This window comes from Neptuniibacter sp. PT8_73 (assembly GCF_047778045.1).
Taxonomy (GTDB): Bacteria; Pseudomonadota; Gammaproteobacteria; order Pseudomonadales; family Balneatricaceae; genus Neptuniibacter.
In genome coordinates this window covers 2,614,240-2,630,814 of the sequence record NZ_CP180545.1, presented here as the reverse complement: position 1 = coordinate 2,630,814, position 16,575 = coordinate 2,614,240, and the positions used below count along the sequence as shown (strand labels likewise).

Genomic DNA, 16,575 nt, shown 5'->3' with positions numbered 1-16,575 from the left:
AAACTTAGCAGAAGAGTGTTAGCTGATTTGTGATCACTGTTGTGGGTTATCGGGAATTTTAGATTTGTAGAGACGTATCTCGTTTACATATGGCGTTGATCGTTGGATTACTGGAACTGCTTCTACGCGTTATTCCGTAGAGGTCATCAGTTACCTCGGTAATTTCAGCAATACACTCAACCCCGTATTGGCGGCAGACTTCTTCAGCTATAACTGTTGGTGCAGCAAAGACCCCATGCCCTTTAGAGCCGAAGACTTTAATTAACGCACTATCATCAATTTGAGCTTTTACATAAGGCCTTATTTGGTGTTCTTCAAACCACTGAATTAGTTGGGCAAACCAGGGGGCATTAATTGCATTGGATAAGAAGGTTTCCTTATCCATACTGATGGGGAAGTTCTCGCGTAGCTCGGCTGCTTTTTTTGGCTCTGCAAACAATGATACGGTCGATGAATCGAGTTTATAGATGAACAGATTGGAATCTGAATTGTATTCAGGGAGTTCGTCAGTCAGTAGTAGATCGATCTTTTTCTGGCTTAACAGTGTTAGCAGTTGAGCGGGGATTCCGGTTGTACTGTTTAGTGTCACTTCCTGATCAATCTCAAATACAGGTTCGATAAGGTGATAGGCGATGAGTTTATGGATCGAAGATGAGATGCCAACGTTTAAGTTTGTAGGCCGGTTTTGTGGCTTTTCCTCCAGAAAACGATCTAGTTCCTCTGCAATGCTGAACATTTGATCGGCATATCGAGCGACTTGCTTTCCTAAAGGGGTAATAAGTAAGTTACGGCCTTTTCGAGTGAACAGAAGACCACCAATGGATTCTTCTAGAGAAGAAATTTGGCTGCTGATCGTTTGCGGCGTTAAATCTGCAATCTCACTGGCTTTGGCAATCGAACCTTCCTTAGCGACCAGCCAAAAGAAATAAAGATGACGAAGGTTATACTTACTCATAAATCGGTTTCACCCTTAGTCGTGAACTCAGAAATGATAAGTAAGTATAACCCTCATCAAAAGGGGAAGTGCTTAAGAGGCAATTGAATGTTGAACTGTGCTTAGCATAGGCGGTTTATGCCTAGCTTCAGTTGCCTTGTCTTCTTCTACCATGAACAGGTGATAAGCCTCTGGACCAAAAGAATCCAGAGCGGTTAGTAGATAAGAGAACTGATCATTTACCGGTTCGCCTGTTCTTTTTACTTTGAAATTATAACGTTGAGACGGAATTGAGCTGAGTAGTGGCTCTTCGACCCATAAGTAAAGTGATTGATCCGAAATAACATACTCAAATCTAACGGGTTTAAAACCTTCTCTTAGGGTCAGAGTTTGGGTTTTGTCAGAGAGTTCTAATGGATATTTCAAAATGGCTTTCATGACTACACTCCAATGTTCTGATGTTGTTTGGAGTATATTTGCTTAGAATAAATCTATTTTGAACAGTTTTTATAAGTGCTCTACTTCGAATAATTCGATGAAATGGGTTTTAAATGAGCCTAAATGCTCTGTTTTTTGGATGCTTGGTAAAAAGTTCAAGGCATTTAAGTTAGCTAGGAATCTCTAGGCGAAGGGAGCTATAAAGACTGTCTTAAAAATGCGGCCGGTCTCTTGCCTTTAAGCGCTAAACAATGTCCTAGCCTTTCAACCAGCCACCGTACTTGCCTCTGTGAGGTTCTCTTCACTTCCTTTTACTCGTTGCTTTGTTATCTCAATAGATTTAATCAGTTCATTGGCAGGCACTGCTCTGCTGTAGTGCCAGCCTTGGTGGATCTCAATGTTGAGTTTATCCAGTTGGGCGACTTGCTGCGGTGTCTCTACGCCTTCAGCGATGGTAATGAGGTTAAGCTTTTTGGATAAACCAACAATCATCTCTAGTACATGGCTGTTGATTGAATCTGTGCCTATAGATGCGACAAAGCACTTATCTGCTTTAAGGTATTTAACCGGTAGTTGGCCAAGGTAATGTAGGCCACAGTATCCCGTGCCAAAATCATCTATGGCGATATCGATACCTGCTGCCGTAAGCTTAATAAAGGCTTTTTGAATTCGATCGTCGTTGCTATCCACTAATACGTCTTCTGTGACTTCTAACACTAAATTTGGAATAAGGCCTTTGTAGTGAATTAGTTCGCGTACTGACTTAGCGTCTAGTAAATGGTTGGACGATATATTGATAGTGATGATGAAATCCGGGTTTTGTATCAGGATAGGGCGTAGTTCGTCGTAACAGTTTTTCAGCTGCTGCGATGTCATCTTGTTGATAAAACCTTTCTCTTCAGCTTCGGGGATAAAGGTAATTGGGTTCTTTAAACCTTCGGCAGGATGCTGCCAGCGCATCAATACCTCTGTGCCTATGATCTGTTTATCCGAAGCATTGATCAGTGGCTGATAGAGATTGAAAAACTCCCCATGCTTGATCGCTTTTTTGAGTAGGTGGGCGCTGTCAGATAAGTAGATGATGAGATATTGAAAAAGCAAGGTAAGGAGCAGCCAGACGCTTAAACATAGCGCAGCACCTTGGATACTAAAATTACTGTGATCACCAAAGATGATTTTTTTCTCATCACTGATAACCACGCTCAAGTCAGGGAAGGTAATCAACGGGCTATAGGCTGCAACTTGGTCTAGACCATTATCAAATTCACCTTTGAGCACTCTGGGTTGATCTATAGGTAGCGCCAAACCTGATTTCGGGCTGGCATAAGGGCCATTCATAATAATTGGTTGTCCGGTATCACTATGGATCAGACCGGTAAAACCTAGTTCACTGGAGCGATTTTGTAACTGGTTTTTCAGCCAGCTTATTCTTACGAGTGCGTTAACTTCACCACCTTGCTTCAGACTTCTCGCAAGTACAAAAGCAGGTTGTTGCATATATTCGACATTAACAGGGCCTAGAAAGCGTAAACCGGGTTCAGTGGGTGGCGGTGTAACATAGATAGGCTGGTCGTGTTTTTTCCAGCTGGTACACACCAACTGTCCGTTTGCATCGACGATCCCCATCTCTACTACAGGGGCGACGTTAAACATAATACTGCGCATATCAAAGAGGATATCTTCGCTGCATTGTTTGCTGAGTTGCTCCATATCGATCAGCACATTATTAATGATGCTGTAGTTGATATCGAGCCATTCGGACAGTTGTTGGACTTTGATTTTAAGGTCGCGTTGTTGAAGCTGCTTATGCTGCTCTACTTGCTCGTAGCTTATGAATAGAGTGATTAACAACGTAATAACTGCGCTCATCAACGCAGCTGCGAGGTATTGCCTGTTCCATAAGCGAAGAGTTTGCGTGTTCACAATTAGCTCACCTAATCCCTGTAGTGGATCAACGCTACCATAAATTGTTGTATCACCAAAATTCACCTACAGAATGAAAGTTATGCAGAAATTGAACAGACCTTTTAGTCTTTATGCGCTGGATCAAGGATTTTTAGGCTATTTTGCTGTTGAATTAAAATCAAAAATTCAGTGAGGTGGATTTATGGGTAAGTTAGTTCAGGGTATCGCTTGTGGCTTGTTAGTTGCTGTTTCTTTCGGCGCACAGGCAGATGGTCAAGCTGTTTATGATAAGCATTGTAAAGGCTGCCATGTTGCAGGTGTAGGTAACGCACCAAAACCAGGTGATAAAGCTGAGTGGGATAAACGCAGCGCTGCGGGTATTGATGCAATGGTTCAGACCGTAATTCAGGGTAAAGGTGCTATGCCAAAAGGCGGCACTTGTACTGACTGCGATGAAGCGACTATTAAAGAAGCAGTTGAAGTGCTTCTAGCTCAATAAATCATTTGAGCTTCTTCTATCGGGATATGGCAGAGCCCTCTGCTGTATTTCGATAGTTATCACGTAATTTTTCCTTTCCTCTTTTCTTCCCTAGCTATTTTCAGAGTTGTTCACGCTTAGTGATAATTCAGTCTTTTTTATATGATTTATTTATGCCACGCTGTACTGAATTAACAATGTAAGTAATACCTCTATTCTTGTTCAGACCTTAAACTGTATATTAGGTTTATTACAGCTAAATTCGTATGAGGCGTATATGGCTGATTTTATTGATGAAACTCAAGTAGAAACGTTACTTAAACAACTCCATCAGTTGCGCGATGAATTGGGGGAGGAGGCCTCTGCGCTGAAACATACGGCCGAACCTGTGAATCTCGATCAGCAAGCATTCGGACGAGTCTCACGAGGGGATGCTTTACAACAGCAAAGCATGGCTAAAGCGAATCTGCGCCAATGCCAAGAACGCATTCAACTGATTGAAGACGCATTACAAAAAATTGATAACGAAGAATATGGGTTTTGTGAGGGTTGTGGTGAACTTATCTCATTTGCGAGATTAAGTGCTCGGCCGGAATCTTTATATTGCCTTAAGTGCCAGCAGGAACAAGAATCCTAAAGGTATCGTTTGTTTCAAGGTAAAGAGTGTTTTAGTTAAAGAGCCACTATGTCAGATAAGAATAATAATGCGCCGCAGCTTGATCCGGGTGTCGATGACGCTTGGGTGAGTGTGATCCGGAAAATGGATGAGGCGTATGCTGATCTTGTGCATTCTCAAGTGGAAGTAGAAGAGAAGAATGCCGAACTGCAGGAGAATAAGCAGTTTCTGGATAGTGTTCAGAGCTCTATGAGTGATGTATTGATTGTCTGCGATCACTTAGGTCAGATTCAGCAGGTTAATCGAGCCTTAGAGATGTTAACCGGTAAGTTGGGCGATCAACTTGTCGGTAGCCATTTCACAGATCTTGTAGATCCTCGCTTTTTACAAAAGGTTAATGGCTTGATTAATCAGGTGCGGGTCCAGCCTGTACGTGATTGTGAGATAGAACTACAGGGTGTAGATGGTTCTGTACCGCTTTCTATGAACTGCTCACCGCGTAAAAATCATCGTGGCCGATTAGTGGGTATGGTGTTAATCGGCCGGCCTTTAGGTGAACTGCAAAAAGCCTATATCGAACTCAATAGTGCCCATGCTGAGCTTAAGTTGGCACAAGAGCGTTTGGTGCAATCAGAAAAGATGGCCTCTCTAGGTCGATTGGTGGCTGGCGTAGCCCATGAACTGAATAATCCGATCAGTTTTGTTTATGGCAATATGCATGCTTTGCAACGCTATACAGATCGATTAAGTCAGTACTTCGATGCGATCAACGAGGGGCAGTCTCGTGACAAACTCAAAGAGATGCGCGAAGAGTTACGTTTAGATAAGTTAATCCGCGACCTTAATTCGCTGGTGGCTGGCACTATGGAGGGAGCGGACCGAGTTAAAGAGATCGTAAATGATCTTAAACAGTTCTCTTCTACTCAAGAATCTGAGAAAACAGTGTTCGATCTAACCCATGTGATCAGAACGGCGCTGCACTGGATAATTAAAGAGAGTAAACAGCCGGTAGAGGTTATTGATCTTATCCCTTCAGACTTAAAAGCGGTTGGGCATTCTGGCCAAATCCACCAAGTAGTTGTGAACCTCGTCCAAAACGCCGTTGATGCGATGCAAGGTTGTGACCAGCAATGTTTAACTCTAGAGGCAGAATCATTTAACGACAGAATCGAATTTAAGGTCAGTGATACAGGGCCAGGCGTTTGTGAGGAGGATCTTTCTCGCCTGTTTGATCCATTCTTTACCACTAAGCCTGTTGGTCAGGGCACTGGCTTAGGTCTGTCGATCAGTTATGGCATTGTCTCAGAGCACGGTGGTGAACTTCGTATATTAAACCGTGATGAGGGTGGGGCGATGGCGATTTTAGTGTTACCGACAGAGGAGGTTAGTAATGTTTAATCTTCTTTGGCTTCAGTCAGCCGGTTGTGGTGGCTGTTCGATGTCTCTGTTGAACGCTGAATCACCCGATCTAATTTCTACCTTCAAAGCCGCCAATATCAATCTGTTATGGCACCCTTCACTCAGTGAAGAGACGGGCTCTGAAGTGACGGAACTTTTAGACAAGATCCTCGCAGACGAACTCAAGCTAGATGCGTTATGTATCGAAGGAGCTGTCCCTAGAGGCCCTGAAGGTACAGGCCGATTCCACATCTTGGGTGGCACCAATACGCCGATGATGACTTGGGTCCAGCAATTAGCGCAAAAAGCTAAATATACAATCGCGATTGGTTCTTGCGCAGCCTATGGCGGTATATCAGCAGCTGGCGAGAATATTACAGATGCGGCTGGTTTACAGTTTGAGGGTGAAGTACCTGGCGGTATCCTAGGGGCTGAATATCGCTCTGGCTCAGGTTTTAATACGGTCAATATCTCCGGCTGCCCTGTCCATCCCAACTGGGTAACAGAAACATTGATTAGCTTGGCTTTAGGTGAACATTCTGAAGATGCGGTAGATCAATTTGGTCGGCCGCGTATGTATGCAGATCACCTCGTACATCATGGCTGCAGCCGTAATGAATTTTATGAGTACAAAGCCAGCGCGGAAAATCCTGGGGACCTTGGCTGCATGATGGAAAATATGGGGTGTCTTGGTACCCAGGCGCATGCGGATTGTAATACCCGCCCCTGGAATGGTGAGGGCTCATGTACCAAAGGTGGCTATGCCTGTATTAATTGCACAGCGCCCGAGTTTGAAGAGCCTATGCATAGCTTTATGCAAACCCCTAAAGTTGCGGGCATTCCGGTCGGTTTACCTACAGATATGCCTAAAGCTTGGTTTGTCGCTTTGGCTTCCCTTTCGAAAGCGGCAACACCGGAGCGTTTGCGCAAAAATGCGACCTCGGAAACGCTGATCTATCCACCCACAGTCCATAAGAGAAAAAGTTAGATATGAGCCGAATTGTCGTGGGCCCTTTCAATCGTGTGGAAGGGGATCTGGAAGTTAGCTTAGATATTGCTGATGGGCAGGTTAGTGGGGCGCGGGTCAACTCTCCTATGTTTAGAGGGTTTGAGCGGATTATGCACGGGCAAAATCCGATGGATGCGTTGGTATATACCCCACGTATCTGCGGCATCTGCTCGGTAAGTCAATCAGTCGCTTGTGCCAGAGCATTAGCGGATATGATGCAGCTCGAAATGCCAGAGAATGGTGAGCTAGCGACCAACCTCGTGTTAGCTAACGAAAATATGACGGATCTGCTGACCCACTTTTACTTGTTCTTTATGCCTGATTTTAGTCGCGATATTTATGCAGGTGAGGATTGGTTTTCGACTGTGAGTAAGCGATTTAAAGCTAAAACGGGTACAGCAACACGCGCTATGCTTCCGGCTCGAGCTGAGTTTCTGCATCTGATGGGATTGATGGCGGGTAAGTGGCCACATACCTTAAGCCTTCAGCCAGGTGGGACAACGAAACCAATCGAATCTCAAGAAAGGATTAGGCTGCTAACTATTTTGTCTGCGTTTAGAGGGTTTCTTGAAGAGCAGCTCTTTGGTGCTGATTTAGAAGAAATAGGTGAATTAGATTCTCTATCAGCGCTGGAACAATGGTCTTCAAAAGAGCATTGGAGTCAGAGCGATTTTCGCATGTTCTTGCACTTAAGTGCTGACTTAGAGCTGCAAAGTTTAGGCCGCAGTACTAACCAGTTTTTAAGTTATGGAAATTATCCACTACAGGGCGAGCCGATGTTTAAATCGGGGGTGAATTTTCATGGAGAGACAGGCGTATTAGAGAGAGGTTCTATCACAGAAGACCTTGCATACTCTTGGATGGAATCTGAGCCCGAGCCATTACCGCCTCAAGAAGGTAAAACTAACCCGTCGCTTGCTAATGAAGATGCTTACACTTGGTGTAAAGCACCAAGGTTTAATCGCCAAGTCATGGAAGTAGGCGCACTTTCCCGGCAGCTTATTAATGGTCATCCGCTTATCACCGACCTTGTAAACCGTTCAGGCGGTAATGTTGAGAATCGTATTATTGCCAGATTGCTGGAGCTGGCACTAGTGATCCCTAAAATGCAGAAATGGGCAACACAACTTAATCCACAGGCTGATTTCTGTCACCACGGCGAAATACCAAAAGAGGGTTCAGGCGTCGGCATGATTGAGGCGGCAAGGGGAAGCTTGGGCCACTGGATTAATGTCGAAAAAGGCAAAATCAGTAATTACCAAATCATTGCGCCTACGACATGGAATTTCTCACCGAGAGATGAACAATCTGTACCGGGAGCTTTAGAGCAAGCTTTAGTTGGGGCGCCTGTTCAAGAAGGGGAAAAAGAACCGGTGTCTGTACAACATATAGTTCGTTCTTTCGATCCTTGTATGGTCTGCACCGTTCATTAACGCTGATTCATTGTGACCTGAACATAGTGTTTTTCAGAATAATATCGAAGTAAGGAATGCTTAATTTATGAAAGATCGGTCTATTTCGTTAGTACTGGGTAGCGGTGGTGCTAGAGGTCTAGCTCATATAGGTATTATTCATGAACTGGAACAAGCTGGATATAAGATTGAATCGATCTCAGGTTGTTCTATTGGTGCTTTGATAGGTGGGGTATACGCTGCTGGAAAATTAGCTGAATTTGAGGCTTGGGTTAGGGCGATTGATAAGACGGATATCCTAAGTTTGCTCGATTTGACTTGGCGATCTGATGGCCTTGTGAAGGGCGATAAGATAATGGACACCTTAGTCCAGTTAGTCGGCGATTGGAAAATTGAAGATCTTCCTATTCGATTTACTGCAATCGCTGCTGATATCGACGATGAAAAAGAGGTTTGGATGAGTTCTGGATCACTTTTTGAGGCGATCAGGGCGTCTATTTCATTGCCTATGTTCTTCTCTCCCGTACCTTATCGTGATTCTTTTCTAGTGGACGGCGGGATTCTAAATCCAGTTCCTATTGCGCCTTGCTTTAATGATCAAACCGATCAGATCTTTGCTGTAAATTTAGGCGGTGCAGTTGAGCATGGTCTCTTTATTGAGGAGAGGCACGAAGAGGATACTGATCTAAGTTTCAAAGAGCGCGTACATAGCTTTGTCGAAAAGTTATATAAATCAGACGAAGAGGAAGGTCGCTCATTAAGTATGTACGATGTTGCTCATCAGGCTTTTGATACTATGCAGGGAACTATTGCTCGGCAGAAGTTAGCGGCTTATCCGCCCGATGGTGTCATTGAAATCCCTCGAAATGCCTGCGGTATCTTGGAATTCCATAAAGCTGAGCCACTTATCGAGCTTGGTAAAAAGCGAGCGCGCGCTTTTATTGCGACACTAGATTAGATTGTTTCTGTCGTTTAATAAAGATAGATAGATCTATTTCGTAAGATTTTCCTAACCACATGACGTAATCTCGATGGTCTTTAAGGTCATCCCCGGTCACTGGGTGAATAAGGACATCTAGATTGTCTCTATGGTAATTCAGCCATTGGACAACTTCCGCGAACTGGTTGCCAGTAAAACTCAGTTGGCAGCTGCCTGTTGGGTGCGGGCCTACAGGCTTTTGATGAAGCCTACCTGCTTTTACCTCTAACGCTTCGCTCGCTTTTTGCACAAGTGTTTCGGCATCGGTGTATGTAGCTTCATCGAAATAGATGTGGGCATGATAGGCGTTAAATAGTTGCATAGATTAATCCCTACAAATAAAAAAGCGCCCTGATTTTAGGGCGCTTTCAGTAGCTAAGTCAGAAATATTAAATCTTGAACTGACTCACTTTTCCATTCAGATCGACAGATAGGCGAGATAATTGCTCGCTGGCAGCTGAGATCTGAGTTGCGCCGTCTGCGGATTCTTGCGAAGCGTCATTGATCGCAACGAGCGACCGGTTAATCTCTTCGGCTACGCTAGTTTGCTCCTCACTGGCAGAGGCGATATGAGTATTCATATCAGTAATCATGCCCACTGCTTCAGAGATGCCTTGTAGAGCATCACCTGCTTCAGATGCTTTGCTACCTGCTTGTTCTGCTTCACGCTGACTCTGCTCCATCGCTGATACAGCAGTGCGTGTGCCTGATTGTAGGCGCTCAATAGCGTTTTCAATTTCGGTTGTAGATTGCTGTGTACGCTGCGCCAGTGTGCGAACTTCATCAGCTACTACGGCGAAGCCTCGACCTTGATCACCAGCTCGGGCAGCCTCAATAGCAGCATTAAGTGCCAAGAGGTTAGTCTGTTCAGCGATATCGTTGATTACACCAATAATAGAACCGATGCTTTCACTATCGTTCTCAACTGCAGTAATACGCTCAGATACCTGAGCTACATTACCCACTAAGGAGTTAGTAGAAGCAACAGCCGCAGATACGATTTCGTTACCTTGGGAAGCTTGATCAAGCATCGTGCGTGCTTGGCTATCTGCATGCTCCGCATTAGTGGCTACATCTTGAGAGGTAGAAACCATCTCATTCATAGCGCTAGCAACCTGTTCAATTTCAAGACGTTGATTATTGATGCTGTGGTTAGCTTGCGAACTGATAGCAGACATCTGCTCCGCAGCGGAAGCGAGCTGCTGCGTAGCGCTACCAATGTCACCAATCAGTTTACGCTGGTGGCCTAACATCTTGTTAAAGTTCGAGCTGATCTCAGTTAGTTCATCATTGCCTTGCACTGGTACGTCAGCGGTTAGGTCCGATTGGCTCGCCACTTTATCCATTGATTGACTCAATGCGTCCAACGGAGTGCGAATCGAATGATAAACAAGCTTGCTTAGGATAGTTAAGAGCGCTACGACGACAACACCCAGACCAATAATGATGATAATTGCGTTATCGTAAGCAGTGCTTATAGTCTGACGTTCTTCAGAGGCTACACGTAGCTGAAGGCTAATAAGTTCAGCGATCTTTTCACTGATTGGATCAATAGTGTCGTATAACGGGCCATCAAAGTCCTGTAATTGACCTGCAATGTAACCGCTGTCCATCTTGTTCATCGCATTTTCAAGGCGATCCAATGACTGGTTGGCAGCTACGAATAAGGTTTCAGCTTCTTTAGCAAGTTGAGCTTCTTCCGCGGTAAGTGTCGTGGCCATATATTTCTGCCACTTTTCGGAAATCTCAGCGCGTGCGTCTTTAACACCTTTTAAAGCATCTTGACCGGTCATAATCCCAGCATTTGCTTTGTTTACGGCATCAATTACAAAGACTGCATAATCATCTGCAATGAGTTTTAGATCTTCAAGAGGTACCACACGGTCTTCATAGATACGCGCAACACCATCGTCGGATTGTTTCAATTCGTATAGAGAGGTGGCGATAATGATGGCTACGCCGATAACTGGAAGTATGGAAGTAAGAACGAGCTTCGTACGAATGCTCAAACCGCTTAATAACATTATATGTCCCCACGACTTTCGGAGAAAGAATCAATAATGCCATGAACAAATAAGTTCAGATCCCTGGCCGGTCCCCCACAGACCAAACAGTAATCTAGGTACTGCTTACATCCATTGTTACTATAGTTATAGCTGCTAGATCTTTTATTACAACATTTAATTAACCTTATCTTATATTATTTAATATATTGTTCATTTATTGTATTAATTATTGTAGAAACTGTATGCTTTTCATACAGTTAGTTGGGATTCAATAAAGAAAAAATGGTGCCTCTATGGTGGAACTGAACTGCTGTAACACTTTGATCTAATATTGAATAAAAAATTACAAAGAAATTAAACTTACTAAGTTTTATTTACTTTTCTCTGTTCTACACTAGAAAAAGCGCATTACTGTTGTTTAAGGAATACTCAATGGGCATTTTTGTTCGAGTGATCTTATTTTACTTTGTCGTTACCTCTGTACACGCCCAAGAACAAATAAGTTTACAGTTGTTATGGAAGCATCAGTTTCAATTTGCCGGGTATTACATGGCGATTGAAAAAGGTTTTTATGCAGAAGAAGGTCTAGATGTTTCATTAAAAGAGTTTGATTTTAGTATTGATTTGGTTGGAGAGGTTACCTCTGGGAATAGCCAGTTTGGTGTCGGGCGTACCTCTTTGTTGATTGATAAAAACGCAGGTGCTGATGTAGTTGCTATGTTTGCGGCTTACCAGCAGTCGCCGTTGATGCTGTTAAGTAGGAAGGATTCAGGCATATTACTGTCGTCCGATCTTAAAGATCGGAAAATTATGATTACCAATGACGCCAAAAAAGTTGGCGAAATCATAGCGATGTTGTTGCAAGCGGGAATTACAATTTCTGATTTTGAGCAACAGCAGCATAGTTACAATGTTCAGGATCTAATCGACGGCAAAACAGATGCTATGGCGTCTTATATCTCAAATGAACCCTACCTGATGGATCAGCAGGGAGTTGAGTACAACATCATTCATCCTAAGGATTACGGTTTTGATATGTACTCGGACATTTTATTTACCTCTCGAAAGTATATTGAGACAAAGCCTGAAATCGTCGATAAGTTTTATCGTGCATCTATGAAAGGCTGGATGTATGCCTTTGATAACATTCAAGAAACTGCACAAGTCATTTTTGATAGCTATAACTCTCAAGGTAAAAGCCTTGATGCGTTAGTTTTTGAAGGGCGAGAGCTAAAGAAAGTTGCCTTTGATAATGATGGAAATTTTGGCACATTATCGGTGAATAAATTCAACGAGATGGCTCAGGTCTATCTTATCACTGGTAGTATTTTTCTTGGTTACGACTTTTCTGATTTTGTCTATCGCCCTCCCAGTAATCTATTTCGTCTAAGTCAAGCTGAATTAGCTTATATCCAAAATAGGGGCAAAGTTAAGGTTTGTGTTAATCCAAATTGGTATCCCTACGAGTCCTTTCAAAATGGTGGGCATGTAGGGATGGCAGCAGATTATCTCAGGTTAATCTTCGGTAACTTGAATATTCCTTTCGAAGTCATACCTACAAAAACTTGGAGTGAGACTATTCAGTACGCGAAGACTGGTAAATGCGAAGTGATTGCTGGAGCGATGCAGACGATTGATCGCAGTAGTTATCTAGAGTTTTCGCATCCCTATTTGAGCGTGCCGGCTGTCGTTGCTTTGAAGGCTGATAGTGATGCACAGTCATTGCCCAATATGACGATTGGTGTGGTCGATAAATCTGCGTTTCATGATATTTTACGTGACCGTTATCCGGGTATGACAATCGTGCCTGTGCGAGAAAATCGAGAGGGTATTCGCATGTTACTCTCCGGTGAAATCGATGGTTTTGTAGGAGGGCATACAAGCATTACCCATGTCCTGCGTTCACAACAGATAGATAGTGTTGTGTTGAGTGATCAATTACGTGATAACTGGGATATTAGTGTTGCAGTTGGTCAGGATAGCTCTCCTTACTTAATGAATGCGATAAATAAATCGATTGCGTCTATTTCTGCTGAAGAGCATAAAAATATCTATCGACGTTGGGCTCAGATCGAGCATAAGCATTCTGTCGATTACCGCTTGTTGTGGGGGATTTTGGCGGTCGTTGCTGTGTTGGCTGGTATTGGGTTGTACCGTTATCTACATATGCTCTCTTACAATAAAATGCTCCAGACTATTGCTGAAAAGGATGCATTAACAGGAATTTTAAGTCGTGGGAAGCTGCGTACTGAGCTTGAAGAGTTTACGGCATTGGCGGAGCGTCATGACTGGAAGCTATCGCTGATCTTTTTTGATATTGATAATTTTAAAGGGATCAATGACACCTATGGCCATGTTAAAGGCGATAAAGTTTTAATTGAACTCACTGAGTTGGTAGGGGGTATGTCGCGTAAGACCGATCGTTTTGGTCGCTGGGGCGGAGAAGAATTCCTGTTTTTGATGTTGGAAACGGATCTAAAAGATGCGGGCGTAATTGCTGAGAAGTTTAGAGAGGCGATCGAGCGATATAATTTTGGTTTGCCAGAAGCTGTGACCAGTAGTTTTGGTGTCTCTCAGTATTCAAAAGGTGAGAGTATTGAGAGTTGGGTTGGGCGGGCTGACAGTGCTTTGTATCGGGCCAAAGGTGAAGGTAAAAACTGCGTGCGCTTGAACTAGAACGAAAAAGGCCACTTTGTGAAAAGCGGCCTTTTTAGACTTTTACTTGTTACCAAGATCAATCGATTAATTGGTACTCGTTACGCAGAATCTCAATAATTTCAGCTTTTGGATTATCTGATTGTTGTAGCTTTTTACCGATAATTTTCTCCGCGATACCCACATAAGTGTCAGACACTTTCTGAATCAAAGCGGCTGGCAGCTCATTGTCGCGTGCAAGAGCATAGCGCTCTTCCATACGGTCTTTGTTTACTAAAATATCTGAATCAGGGAAGTGGTTTAGAAGCTCCTGACGGAAAACTTCTTTTGAGTTTTCAATTACTTCGCCTTCACGATAAGCAGGTCCGTCCCAGATACGAGAGGAATCAGGCGTGCCGACTTCATCCATGTAGATAAGCTTTTCATTGCCTTCAGCATCAGTGACATAACCAAACTCAAATTTGGTATCTACAAAGATTTGATCAAGCTTGCTTAGTTCGCTGCTAATCACTTCAAAGCCTTCTTTCAAAAGCTTTTCATATTGTTCAACATCATCAGCTTGTAGGAACTTGAATGCTTCGAAATTATTGACGATGTTATTACGAGTAATGTTTACATCATCTACCTCAGGCACACCCGGAACACCTTTAAGAATCCCTTTGGTTGATGGTGTGATAAGTAGCTCAGGTAGCTTTTGATCTTTTTCTAGATCTTCAGCAATTTGAATACCACAGAACTCACGTTCACCTTTTGCGTATGCGCGCCACATAGAACCTGTGATGTATTGACGGCATATCGCTTCGATCATAATAGGTTTTGCTTTCTGGACGATCCAAACTAGTGGGTGAGGAATATCTAGAATATGGCTGTCAGCAAGACCGTTTTCGCGGAATAGTTTAAACCAGTGGTTAGAGATTGCGTTTAGTGCAGCCCCTTTTCCAGGAACGCCTTGCATGCCGCCTTCGCCGGTCCAGATGCATTCGAAAGCAGATATGCGGTCACTGATTACCATAACTGCAAGTTCAGCGCCTTCATGAACGTTGTAACCTTTCTCTTTGATCAGGCGTTGGCTGTCTTCTTTTGTTAACCAATAAACAGAGCGAACTTTGCCGCTATGAACTGGTAGATCAGTTCGAATAGGGAGATCGTTATTAACAGCCAATACTTTATCAGCAAGACCCATGGAAAATGTCCTGTATATAGAAATAAATCGTGTAAATGCTTTATACAAGATAAAGCGTGAAAAATGTTTTGCTACAAACTATCACGTTACATTCAATGGATACCATCTTAGGAGTAACGCTTGGCATCACGCAGTAATGAACTTAAATCTAAATCCTGCATATCAGCAAGTGCTTCTAAGTCATTCGACGTTCTTGGCGGTAATTTTTTTAGTCGTTCTCGTTCCGCTTTCTTCCGTTCGGCTTTTTCTAATAGCTTTTCTTGAATGGCGTCCAATTGCTCTGTTGAAAGTGAAGCGAGTCGACTGAATAACTCATCTTCAGTCATATGTGAATTGATCACTCCGAAACAGCAAAATTCGAAAGAGGATTATAGCAGCTTTGGATGATCTACGACCAATAACTTGTGTGAAATACTATTGGTGGAAAGTTTATTGTCATTTTTGGCTAAAGTTGGAAGGTGTGTTTTTATTGGGCTTTGGGCTTTTGTCAGGCGATCTGCTTGAGAGTGAGGTATAACGGGCGTTTTGGTCTTGTTGATAACTTGGCACATTCTTTGAAGATTGATTCTGTAATAACAAAAATAATTTCAAGACAGAGTCGGGTGTGCTGTAAATGATAGAAGATACGCTCTATCAAGATAAAAAAGTGCTTATCCTTGGAATAGGCAATATCCTCTGGGCGGATGAAGGGTTTGGTGTGCGTTGTGTCGAAACGCTAAATCAAAACTACCGCTTTTCAAATAAAACCAAGTTAATGGATGGTGGAACACAAGGAATCTACCTTGTGCAACATGTGCAAGCTGCTGATGTGCTTGTCGTGTTTGATGCCATCGACTACGGCTTGGAACCGGGTACGTTGAAAGTCATCCATAATGATGACGTGCCTAAGTTTATGGGGGCTAAACAGATGAGCCTTCATCAAACCGGTTTTCAAGAAGTGTTGGCCATGGCTGAGTTTACAGGCAGCTATCCAAAACACTTACTCCTCATCGGTTGTCAGCCTGTTGAATTAGAAGACTTTGGCGGCAGCTTGCGTGAATCAGTTCGCGTTCAAATTGAGCCTGCTATTCAGATCGCTTTGGCTTACCTTAAAAAGTTAGGGGTTGAGCCAATTGGCGATAACTGCACTCCTGAAGAGTTGGCCCCAGGTGAGTTGGGGTTAAATTCATATGAGGGTGGTCGGCCATCTGAATATGAAGCTTTTCGACAGGGTGATCCACGATTTATTAAGTCGACCGAAGGTACCAGTTAATGTGCCTTGGCATACCAATGAGAATTGTATGCTGTGATGAATTATCAGCGGAGTGTGAAAATGGAGAGCAGATTGAACGTATCGATCTGTCTCTGTTAGGAGATCAACCTGCAGGTACTTGGGTTCTCGTCTTTCTGGGTGCCGCTCGTGAAGTGTTGACTGAGCAAAAGGCTACCGAGATTCGCAATGCGCTCGCTGCTGTTCAAGCCATCATGCAAGGGGATACCGCTGATGTTGATCGGTTGTTTTCCGATTTAATCGAGCAGCCGCCGCAACTGCCACCCCATCTACAGAATAATAATTAAGAGAG

The 16,575-nt window shown here is 43.4% G+C and carries 16 protein-coding genes; 9 read left to right on the top strand and 7 right to left on the bottom strand.

All coding sequences use genetic code 11. From position 1 onward, the window contains the following. Positions 1 to 58: 58 nt before the first annotated feature. The 3 genes from ACMXYN_RS11875 to ACMXYN_RS11865 form a co-directional block, all read right to left on the bottom strand. Entirely contained in the window at positions 59 to 955 is an 897-nt protein-coding gene (locus ACMXYN_RS11875; RefSeq protein WP_415892011.1) for a LysR family transcriptional regulator, read from the bottom strand. Positions 956 to 1,027: 72 nt separating this feature from the next. Beyond that, a complete protein-coding gene (locus tag ACMXYN_RS11870; RefSeq protein WP_415892010.1) occupies positions 1,028 to 1,372 on the bottom strand; it encodes a hypothetical protein in 345 nt (114 codons plus the stop codon). A 264-nt stretch (positions 1,373 to 1,636) separates the two neighbouring features. Next, positions 1,637 to 3,295 carry an EAL domain-containing protein gene (locus ACMXYN_RS11865; protein WP_415892009.1) on the bottom strand — a complete coding sequence of 553 codons (1,659 nt, stop codon included), beginning with the start codon at positions 3,293 to 3,295 and terminating at the stop codon, positions 1,637 to 1,639. A 184-nt stretch (positions 3,296 to 3,479) separates the two neighbouring features. Between ACMXYN_RS11865 and ACMXYN_RS11860 the strand changes: the two genes are divergently transcribed. The 6 genes from ACMXYN_RS11860 to ACMXYN_RS11835 all read left to right on the top strand — a co-directional run bounded on the left by ACMXYN_RS11860 (position 3,480) and on the right by ACMXYN_RS11835 (position 9,148). Beyond that, positions 3,480 to 3,776, top strand: a complete 297-nt coding sequence (locus tag ACMXYN_RS11860; protein ID WP_415890717.1) for a c-type cytochrome — start codon at positions 3,480 to 3,482, stop codon at positions 3,774 to 3,776. Between the two features lie 256 nt (positions 3,777 to 4,032). Next, entirely contained in the window at positions 4,033 to 4,392 is a 360-nt protein-coding gene (locus ACMXYN_RS11855; RefSeq protein ID WP_415892008.1) for a TraR/DksA family transcriptional regulator, read from the top strand. A gap of 48 nt (positions 4,393 to 4,440) precedes the next feature. Next, positions 4,441 to 5,769 (top strand): ATP-binding protein, encoded by a 1,329-nt coding sequence (locus tag ACMXYN_RS11850; protein WP_415892007.1) that lies wholly within the window; start codon positions 4,441 to 4,443, stop codon positions 5,767 to 5,769. Next, positions 5,762 to 6,757, top strand: a complete 996-nt coding sequence (locus ACMXYN_RS11845) for a HupU protein (RefSeq protein WP_415892006.1) — start codon at positions 5,762 to 5,764, stop codon at positions 6,755 to 6,757. The genes ACMXYN_RS11850 and ACMXYN_RS11845 overlap by 8 nt, the downstream gene beginning before the upstream one ends. Before the next feature lie 2 nt (positions 6,758 to 6,759). Then, positions 6,760 to 8,211: a nickel-dependent hydrogenase large subunit gene (locus tag ACMXYN_RS11840; protein ID WP_415892005.1), complete on the top strand. Its 1,452-nt coding sequence runs from the start codon at positions 6,760 to 6,762 to the stop codon at positions 8,209 to 8,211. A gap of 67 nt (positions 8,212 to 8,278) precedes the next feature. Further along, positions 8,279 to 9,148 carry a patatin-like phospholipase family protein gene (locus tag ACMXYN_RS11835; RefSeq protein WP_415892004.1) on the top strand — a complete coding sequence of 290 codons (870 nt, stop codon included), beginning with the start codon at positions 8,279 to 8,281 and terminating at the stop codon, positions 9,146 to 9,148. On the opposite strand, the gene ACMXYN_RS11830 is transcribed toward ACMXYN_RS11835, so the two are convergent. Together ACMXYN_RS11830 and ACMXYN_RS11825 are read right to left on the bottom strand one after the other, a co-directional pair. Further along, the gene (locus tag ACMXYN_RS11830; protein WP_415892003.1) at positions 9,129 to 9,491 is read right to left on the bottom strand and encodes a DOPA 4,5-dioxygenase family protein; all 363 of its coding nucleotides are present in this window, start codon (positions 9,489 to 9,491) and stop codon (positions 9,129 to 9,131) included. The genes ACMXYN_RS11835 and ACMXYN_RS11830 overlap by 20 nt on opposite strands. Before the next feature lie 67 nt (positions 9,492 to 9,558). Continuing rightward, the gene (locus ACMXYN_RS11825) at positions 9,559 to 11,193 is read right to left on the bottom strand and encodes a methyl-accepting chemotaxis protein (RefSeq protein ID WP_415892002.1); all 1,635 of its coding nucleotides are present in this window, start codon (positions 11,191 to 11,193) and stop codon (positions 9,559 to 9,561) included. A 414-nt stretch (positions 11,194 to 11,607) separates the two neighbouring features. Between ACMXYN_RS11825 and ACMXYN_RS11820 the strand changes: the two genes are divergently transcribed. Further along, positions 11,608 to 13,851, top strand: a complete 2,244-nt coding sequence (locus ACMXYN_RS11820; protein ID WP_415892001.1) for an ABC transporter substrate-binding protein — start codon at positions 11,608 to 11,610, stop codon at positions 13,849 to 13,851. Between the two features lie 58 nt (positions 13,852 to 13,909). Here ACMXYN_RS11820 and ACMXYN_RS11815 read toward each other — a convergent pair whose 3' ends face one another. Continuing rightward, positions 13,910 to 15,013: a phosphoribosylaminoimidazolesuccinocarboxamide synthase gene (locus ACMXYN_RS11815; RefSeq protein ID WP_415892000.1), complete on the bottom strand. Its 1,104-nt coding sequence runs from the start codon at positions 15,011 to 15,013 to the stop codon at positions 13,910 to 13,912. 107 nt (positions 15,014 to 15,120) lie between these two features. After that, a complete protein-coding gene (locus tag ACMXYN_RS11810; protein WP_415891999.1) occupies positions 15,121 to 15,354 on the bottom strand; it encodes a hypothetical protein in 234 nt (77 codons plus the stop codon). A gap of 272 nt (positions 15,355 to 15,626) precedes the next feature. On the opposite strand from ACMXYN_RS11810, the gene ACMXYN_RS11805 reads away from it, so the two are divergent. Both ACMXYN_RS11805 and ACMXYN_RS11800 read left to right on the top strand, forming a co-directional pair. Then, positions 15,627 to 16,265, top strand: coding sequence for a HyaD/HybD family hydrogenase maturation endopeptidase (locus ACMXYN_RS11805; RefSeq protein ID WP_415891998.1), 639 nt, complete (start codon positions 15,627 to 15,629; stop codon positions 16,263 to 16,265). 17 nt (positions 16,266 to 16,282) lie between these two features. Then, positions 16,283 to 16,570, top strand: coding sequence for a HypC/HybG/HupF family hydrogenase formation chaperone (locus ACMXYN_RS11800; protein ID WP_415891997.1), 288 nt, complete (start codon positions 16,283 to 16,285; stop codon positions 16,568 to 16,570). Positions 16,571 to 16,575 lie beyond the last annotated feature (5 nt).